5 protein-coding genes and 2 pseudogenes are annotated in these 8,410 nt (G+C 62.2%); 5 read left to right on the top strand and 2 right to left on the bottom strand.

Going from position 1 to position 8,410, the window contains the following annotated elements; genetic code table 11:
• Positions 1 to 506 (top strand): annotated as a pseudogene (locus EN994_RS09145) (MFS transporter); the annotation flags it as partial.
• A 23-nt stretch (positions 507 to 529) separates the two neighbouring features.
• Here the strand turns inward: EN994_RS09145 and EN994_RS09140 are convergent.
• Positions 530 to 1,306 carry an esterase family protein gene (locus EN994_RS09140; protein ID WP_063168865.1) on the bottom strand — a complete coding sequence of 259 codons (777 nt, stop codon included), beginning with the start codon at positions 1,304 to 1,306 and terminating at the stop codon, positions 530 to 532.
• Between the two features lie 4 nt (positions 1,307 to 1,310).
• Entirely contained in the window at positions 1,311 to 2,477 is a 1,167-nt protein-coding gene (locus EN994_RS09135) for an ATP-grasp domain-containing protein (protein ID WP_063168866.1), read from the bottom strand.
• A gap of 823 nt (positions 2,478 to 3,300) precedes the next feature.
• Between EN994_RS09135 and leuA the strand changes: the two genes are divergently transcribed.
• From leuA to EN994_RS09110, 4 genes and pseudogenes are all read left to right on the top strand, one after another.
• Positions 3,301 to 5,040, top strand: coding sequence for a 2-isopropylmalate synthase (leuA, locus tag EN994_RS09125; protein ID WP_032899463.1), 1,740 nt, complete (start codon positions 3,301 to 3,303; stop codon positions 5,038 to 5,040).
• A 183-nt stretch (positions 5,041 to 5,223) separates the two neighbouring features.
• Complete coding sequence (locus EN994_RS09120) at positions 5,224 to 6,999, top strand: hypothetical protein (protein ID WP_063168867.1); 1,776 nt, start codon at positions 5,224 to 5,226, stop codon at positions 6,997 to 6,999.
• 197 nt (positions 7,000 to 7,196) lie between these two features.
• A complete protein-coding gene (locus EN994_RS09115) occupies positions 7,197 to 8,000 on the top strand; it encodes an alpha/beta fold hydrolase (protein ID WP_024504511.1) in 804 nt (267 codons plus the stop codon).
• 113 nt (positions 8,001 to 8,113) lie between these two features.
• A pseudogene (locus tag EN994_RS09110) lies at positions 8,114 to 8,410 on the top strand (hypothetical protein); the annotation flags it as partial.

Here is an 8,410-nt window from a genome sequence, read left to right as displayed (position 1 = left end):
CCGCCGGGCTTGTCTGGCTGAGCCTGACACCACCGGTCGATAGTGCGCTGATGGCGCCGCTGATGCTGATCGGCGTCGGCATCGCTCTGCCCTGGGGATTGATGGACGGGCTTGCGGTCAGCGTCGTGCCAAGGGAGCGCGCCGGCATGGCGGTCGGCATCTTCAACACCACCCGCGTCGCCTGCGAGGGTGTGGCGCTGGCGATCGTCATGGCGACGCTTTCCGGCTTTGCCGCCGCGCAGCTCGCCGCATAAGGAATGGCATCTTCGACGGACGCAGCGGCGGCAGCCCAGTTGCTGGTGACCGGCAATCTCGGCGAAGCAGCACAACATTTGCCCCAAGCCGGAGCCATTGTTCTGGTCCAGGCCTACGAGACGGCGTTCGACAGGCTGCTGATCGTGTTGGCGGCGATCACCGTCGTCACCGCCCTTGTCGTCTTCCTTGGCCTGCGTCGCGTATCGGCTTCGGAGCGCGAAACCGCCCTGCCGGCATGCCAGGAAGGGTAGCCGTCAGCGGACGGGCCTCCCTATCAATCCAGCCTGTGCATCAGGTCGTCATCCAGCCAACGGCCGAAGAAATAGACCAGTTGCTTGTGCCACCACGGCCAGTCGTGGCTGACATCGCCGCCCCAGTAATCGACCCAGGCGGGAATGGATTTGTCGCGCAGGATCTGTTCCAACCTGCGCGTCTCGACCAGCATCCGCTCTTCCCAGGCGCCCTGCCCGCAGCAGAAGATCAGCCTGAGCGTCTTCAGCCGGGCCAGCAGTTTGGGATCGACGATGCCGGGCAGATAGTCGAGCGGCGAGTTGTAGAAGATATCGCCCTCGAGCGCCCTGCCGAAAAAATCGCGCGCCGAATAGACGCCCGACAGCGCGATGACGCCGCTGGCGAGTTCGGGAAAGCGGAAGACGAAGTTCGAGGAGTGATAGCCGCCCATCGAACAGCCCGAGAACAGCGGCTTCAGCTTGCGCCCGCCATTGGCCTGCTCGGCCGTGGACAGGAAGTCCGGCAGCGCTTCCTCGCGCACATAGCGGAAATAGGCCTCGTGGCGGGCAATGCGATGGGCCGCGTCGGCATGCTTGTCGAAGAAGGATTCCGAATCGACGCCGTCGACCGTGAACAGCTGGATGCGGCCGGTGTCGATGAATTCGGCCAGTGCGCCCACCCCGCCGGAGTCCTCGAACTGGTAGAACCGGCCCTGCGAGGTCGGAAACACCACCACCGGCCGGCCGGCATGGCCGTAGCGCTTGTATTCCATGTCGCGGCCGAGTTGGCTCGAGAAATTCTTATGATAGGAAATGTCCATCGCCTCACGCCTTTTCCGCGTGGATGTACGCGACCGCTTCGCGCAGCGCTGCTTCGTCTTTCGAGCGCATCTGGTAGGCGTAATTTCCCATGGCGCGGCTGAAAACCTCTTCGATGGCCTGATGGTGGACGATCTTGTCGCGGTGCGCGGCTAGCACGTCCTCATGGCTGTGCAAATAGTGGAGGCGTCGCTTGCGGCTGGCATAGGCGGTGAAATATTTGCCCTCGTAAGGGCCGCCGGCGGCATCCCTGACCACCATGTCGGCCCACGCCGCATAGACATCGATGTCGAACGTATAGTTGATCGCATCGGTCATCCAGGCGCCGGGCGGGCGCATGTTGACCTCCAGCGCGATGACACGGTCGTCCTTGGTCTCGAACAGCTCGATGTGGAAGAAGCGTTCACGCACGTCGAATGCTTTCAGGATCTTTCGACCGGCCTCCTCGACCGCCGGGTTGATTCTGGGAAAGCAGGTATAGCTCATGTGGCGGTCCTTGTTGACCACCTCCATGACGCTCTGGTCGTAGCGGTGGCTGGCCGCCAGCACCACCTCGCCGTCGCGGTTGACCAGCCCGTCATAGGTCACCACCAGCCCCTCGATGAACTGCTCCATGACGAAGGTCACGTCCTCGGGCTTGTCCCGGAAGAACTGGTCGAGCTCCTTGGCGTTGGAGATCTTGAAGGTGTTCGATGCGCCGGAACCGCTGTCGGGCTTGACCACCACCGGATAGCCAACGCGCCGGATGAAGGTCATGGCCCCGGCGCGGTCGGAACATTTGCGCTGCGCGATGGTGTCGACGCCGCTCTTGCGGAAGAAGGCACGCATGCGGCTCTTGCGCTTCAGGTTCTTCACGAAATCGAGCTTGGTGCCGTAGATGTTGAAATCGGTGCGGATGTTGGCTTCCAGCTCCAGCCAGTGTTCGTTGAGCGATTCAAAGCGGTCGATGCGGCCCCACTTGTGGATGAAATGCCCCATTGCCCGGAACACCGGATCATAGTCCTCCATGTCGGCGACACGGTAGTACTCGCTGAGCGCCGCCTTCAGCTTGGCGTCGAGCGCGTCATAGGGCGCGTCGCCGATACCGAGCAGCCTGGCCCCGGCCTTCTTCAAACGGTCGCAGAAATCCGCGCCATTGGCGGGAAAATGCGGCGAGAAGAACACGAAATTCATGGACGACCCCTCCCGGCGACTGGACATCGCAACCCGTCGCCCAAGTCTGGCGCATTTGCCGCGCCTGGGGAAGAGCACGCGCGTCGGGGTGCCGCCCGTCTCAACCAGCCGACAGACAAATCGGACAACTCATCTGCTGCCTAATCCGGACGACTGCTTACGACACGGCCTGCCGAACTCAGCTGAACAAAGGCCTGGCGGCGGCAGTCAGTTCGGCGGTGTTGGCAGCCTTTGTGCCGAAAGTTTTTAATGATAGGAATTTTTTCTTGACTCCCTGCCCTCAGCTAAGGTACATTTTCATCCATGGTGCTGATTTGCGCCAGTGACCCGCCGCACAGGCGGGTTTTTCGTTTGACGCTTCGTCGGCCAACGCGCCGGCAAAGGCTCCGAAGAAGCCCGTTAACCCGGATTCGTTGTCCTGCACGGCCTGCGGCCCGCTTCATCCCCAGCCTCCATTCGCTGGCTATGAAACCGGACAACTCACGTGCTAATCCGGACAACTCATGTGCTTACGACACGGCCCGCGGCCCACTTGCCTCCCACAAGCCGCTCCTGTAAGAGAACCGCCATGAACACGCGCGCCAGCAACGCTTCCCGTCCGACCGGTTTTTCCGGCGAGACCGTGCGCGCGCTGGCTTCGACCCTGCTTCTTCTCGGCCTTATCGGCGATCGCCGGGTTCGCTGAAGGAGCGCCCGGCGGTCGAACCGCCGCGCAAGCGCATGCTCCTTGGCAATCACATCAAGCGAACGAAATTCTGGTAAAGGCGCCGCTCGCCATCAATCCACCTGAAGGTGGATCCATGAGCCGCCGGGAGAAACGACGATGAACGCACGAGAAGAGATCCGCTCCGATGCCGCGGTAGCCGACACGGATTCGGCCAAAGGCATGCCCGACGCGGCTCGCAAATATCAGCCCTATCCGACCGTCGGTCTCACCGATCGCACCTGGCCCTCGAAGGTTATCGACAAGGCGCCGATCTGGTGCTCGGTCGACCTGCGCGACGGAAACCAGGCGCTGATCGATCCTATGGGCCATGAGCGCAAGGCACGCATGTTCGGCCTGCTGCTCGACATGGGCTTCAAGGAGATCGAGATCGGCTTCCCGTCGGCATCGCAGACCGATTTCGACTTTGCCCGCTGGTGCATCGAGGAAGGCAACGTACCCGCCGATGTCTCGCTGCAGGTGCTGGTGCAGTGCCGGCCGGAGCTGATCACCCGCACCTTCGAGGCGCTGAAGGGCGCCACCAACCCGATCGTCCATTTCTACAATTCGACCAGCGAATTGCAGCGTCGCGTCGTCTTCGAGAAGGACGTCGGCGGCATCAAGCGGATCGCCACCGACGCCGCCAAGATGATCACCGACATGGCGGCCAAGGCCGGCGGAGGCTTTCGTTTCGAGTATTCGCCGGAAAGCTTTACCGGCACCGAGCTGGAAGTTGCGCTGGAGATCTGCAACGCCGTCACCGAGATCGTCAGGCCGACCGCTGACAACAAGCTGATCATCAACCTGCCCTCGACGGTCGAGATGTCGACACCCAACATCTATGCCGATCGCATCGAGTGGATGTGCCGCAACCTCGACAACCGGGAGAACCTGCTGGTCTCGCTGCATCCGCACAATGACCGCGGCACCGGCATCGCCACCACCGAGCTCGGCCTGATGGCCGGCGCCGACCGTGTCGAAGGCACGCTGTTCGGCAATGGCGAGCGCACCGGCAATGTCGACATCGTCACGCTGGCGCTGAACATGTACACGCAAGGTGTCGATCCGTTGATCGACTGCTCGGACATCAACCGGATGAAGGACGTCTATGAATATTCGAACCAGTTGAAGATCCCCGAGCGCCACCCCTATGTCGGCGAACTCGTCTACACCGCCTTTTCCGGTTCGCACCAGGATGCCATCAACAAGGGCATGAAGGCGCTGAAGAAGGCCAATACGAGTCTGTGGGAAGTGCCCTATCTGCCGATCGACCCGGCCGATGTCGGACGCAGCTACGAAGCCATCATCCGCATCAATTCGCAGTCCGGCAAGGGCGGCATCGCCTATGTGCTGCAGGCCGATTACGGCCTCAATTTGCCGCGCAACCTGCAGATCGAGTTCAGCCAGGAAATCCAGGCGATCACCGATGCCGAGGGCAAGGAAGTGCCGGCCAGGCGCATCTACGAGCGCTTTCTCGAGACCTATGTCGACCAGCCCGGCGCGCGGCTGAAATTCCTCGATCACCACACCTATCCCAGCACCGAGATCAAGGGCCGGCGCGTCGTCGAGGCGGTCATCCTCGACAACGGCAAGGAACTGACGATATCGGGCACAGGCACCGGCCCGATCGACGGCTTCGTCGATGCGCTGTCACGTCATCTCGGTGTCGAGATGTCGGTGCTCGACTATTCCGAGCACTCGATGCAGCGCGGCTCGAACGCGTCGGCCATTTCCTATGTCGAGATGGAATATCCCGGCGGCAAGCTGTTCGGCGCAGGCATCAACACCAACATCGTCGCCGCCTCGCTGGAAGCAGTGATGTCCGCCGCCAACCGTATCGTCGGCAAAAAAGCCGGCTGACGCCCGACGGGAACAAAGATCGGAACCGTCCAATCTGGTGATCGGTTCCGACCTTTCGGGCCGTTAACCACCGCGGAATTATCCGGTGGGTACGTGATCGCATAATGGGGTGTATACTTGTGTGGTGGTGCGGGACCTATATGATCGCGCCTCAACCTGTGCCGACTTCGAGAGGATCGACACTTGCAGCATGCCACGCCTGCCGCCCCCGCAGTGCGCGAGACACTGGAGCGACTGCTTGCCAGCCAAACGTTCGGCCGATCCGAACGCGCGCGCAAGCTGCTACGCTATCTTGTCGAACGTGAACAGGCCGGCGAAGCCGACAGGCTCAAGGGCTTTTCCATTGCCATGGATGTTTTCGGCAAGGACGGCGATTTCGACCCGTCCACCGATGCCGTGGTGCGGGTGCAGGCAGGCAGGCTGCGCGAGCTTCTGCAGCACTATTTCGCCAATGAGGGAATTGCCGAACCGGTCCGCATCGCCATTCCGCGCGGCGGCTATGTTCCTGCCTATGAATCGAATGCGATCCGCCTGCCGGATATTGCCGAGGCTGTTCCCGAACTCAGGCTGGACGGCGCCGCATCCGCCGATCGGTCAAACGAAGCCGGCACGGGCACGCCGGAGGCGATGTCTCTGACTTCCGTACCGACTTCGCCTGCCCCCTCGGTGGCGCGCCATCTCCGCTTTTTCTGGATGGCGATCGCCCTGGTCATCGCCATGCTGGGCGTACTGATCCTTCGCCAGGGCAGCACTGCCTTGCTGGCAGGCGGCGACATCTCGGCAACGCCGGAGACCGCTGGCGCAACCGCAAGCATCACATCGTCGGCAAGGGCTGACGCCCTGCCGCAAGTCTATATCGGACTCAAGGCTGACGGCTCCGACGCCAGCCGTGTCGCCGCATCGCTGCGCGCCGGCCTGAGTGGCTTCGATACGATCGACTTCATCGGCCGCGACACCGTCAACGATCCAGCCGACGACGCTGCGAGCTTCATATTCGACATCCTGCCCGGACCGGACGCGGGCGATATCACGATAGAACTGCAAAGCATGGCGTCCGGACGGGTGCTTCTATCGCGCAATCTCACCCCTGCCGACAGCGCACCTGCGGCGGTCGAAGACCGTATTGCCGACATGCTGAGCTCGGCACTCCCCGCCTCCGGCACCATCTACAACTATATCGAGCAGACCGGCACGCCAAACGGTCTGACGCAGTGCCTGCTGCTCAACGGCAAATATTACCTCGACCAGAACGCCAGGACCCATGAGGCGGCCTATCGTTGCCTCGAGAAGCTGGCCAATGGTGGAACCAAGTCCTCGCTCGTCTATTCGGAACTTGCTTCCCTGCATCTCGAGGCGGTGTCCGATCATTACGCCTATCCGCCCAACGCGACGATTGAAACAGCCGTCGAGTTTGCCCATCGCGGCGTGCAGATGGGTCCGACCAGCCCTTATGCGCATCGCGCCTACGGCTATGTCAGTTCGCACCTCGGCAATACGGACGAATCAATCCGCTGGATGCGCAAGGCCTATGAACTCAACCCCTACGATCTCGGCATGGCCGCCGCTTACGGTTACGGGCTGATCTTCGCCGGACGCTACGCCGAGGGAACGCCGATCCTCGATCATGCGGCGGAGACCTTCAGCGGACACCCGACATGGTGGGACTATGGGCTGTTCGTCGGTGAGCTCATGCTCGGCGACACGAACAAGGCAGTCGCGGCCAGCATGGCACTGAGAACGACCGCAACGAAATCACACTATCTGGCGGCACGGCTGATCGGCGCCAAGGCTGCCGGACAGGACCATCTGGTGAGCACGCTGCTGAAACAGTTGACCACCGAGTTCCCCAAATTTGCCGCCGATCCGCGGGCGACTTTCGTCGAGCGGAAATATCCGGCCGACCTGACCGACCGGCTGGTTCAGGCGCTGCGCGCTGCCGGGCTCGGCAGCCCGAGCTGACATCATCGACGTCCGCGCACTGGCTGCGCCGTGTCCCGATGGATTTACTGCGCTCCGATCGCCGAATGCCGGTTGATCCCCAAGTTCTGTACACAACCGTACAAATCGCGAAAATTTTACTGGTCATCATGTCGGACTAGGAGCAATTCAGCCACGATTGGTGTCGCGCATTCTGCAATAACAAAAAATCAGCTTTCATGACCGCATCACTTTTTGCCGCCGAAGAGGGTGTTGGCTCGAAGGCCATCGTCCTGCTGCACGGTTTCGGCGGCTGCCACGATGTATGGCGCGAGGTGATTTCCGCCCTGACGCCTTCCACGCATACGCTGGCCTATGATCTGCCTGGGCATGGGATGTCGCTCGACTTTCCCGCCGCCGGTCCGGCCAGGGTGGCGGCCAAGGCCGTGCTGACCGACCTCTCGGAGCGTCGGCTGAAGCGCGTTCATCTCGTGGGCCACTCGATGGGTGGTGCCGTGGCGGCGCTGATGGCGCTGGCCGAGCCCGAAAAGATAGCCTCGCTGACGCTTCTGGCGCCGGGCGGCCTTGGCCCCGAAATCAACGGGCCGCTGTTGCGCCGCTATGCCGAAGCCGCGGATCGGTCCGAGATCCGCTCCTGCCTCTCCCAGATGTCGGGACCTTCTGCCCTGCCGCTCGAACATACGGTGGACATCCTTTGGGAAATGCGCAGGCGACCCGGCCAACTCGAAAAGCTGGTCGGGATCGCGGCCGCCATGACCGTGGACGATCGGCAAGGCGTCATCCCGCACGATCGCCTCGATCGGCTGAACATGCCGGTAATGGTGGCATGGGGAACCAGCGATGCGGTGCTGCCCTTTACCCAGGCGGATGACCTGCCGGCGCATTTTCACGTGCACCACGTGCTGGAGGCGGGCCATATGCTGGCCGAGGAAGCACCCGACCTCGTTGCCGAGATCATTCGCCGCAACACCAGCCGCCGCGCCAGGCCGCACCGCCAGAAATTCGCCGCCGCAGCCAGCTGACCTTTTCGCGCACGACGACCCTCCTGAGCACCCCGACGCCGTCGATCTCGCCAGTGCATTTTGCCGGCGGCTGTGTTAACCCAGTGTTAACCAAACCCACGAGGCAGACGCCGATGAAGGAAGCAGGCGAGAAGACCATCGACCAGTCGAAGAAACTGTCCGATGCCATCCGTGATGTCAAAAATGCCTTCGCCGACCGCGACGATGTCGTCGTCGACATGCGCGAGGCGCATCGCATGCGCCTCGATCTGCTTGCCGCCGAGCTGGCGCCGGTTTTTGCCGATGTTCCGGCCGACATGGACAATTTCGACTTTGTCGTCTCGTCCGGCTTGCAGCCGCGCCTGTGGATCGACGCCATCAGCCATGTCGCCATGGGGCGCGACCGCCGCACCTATCGCTTCCTCAAGGAC

Origin of the sequence: Mesorhizobium sp. M7A.F.Ca.CA.002.09.1.1 (assembly GCF_003998555.1) — a bacterium.
Classification (GTDB): Bacteria; Pseudomonadota; Alphaproteobacteria; order Rhizobiales; family Rhizobiaceae; genus Mesorhizobium; species Mesorhizobium ciceri.
This window is presented reverse-complemented; position numbering and strand designations above follow the sequence as displayed.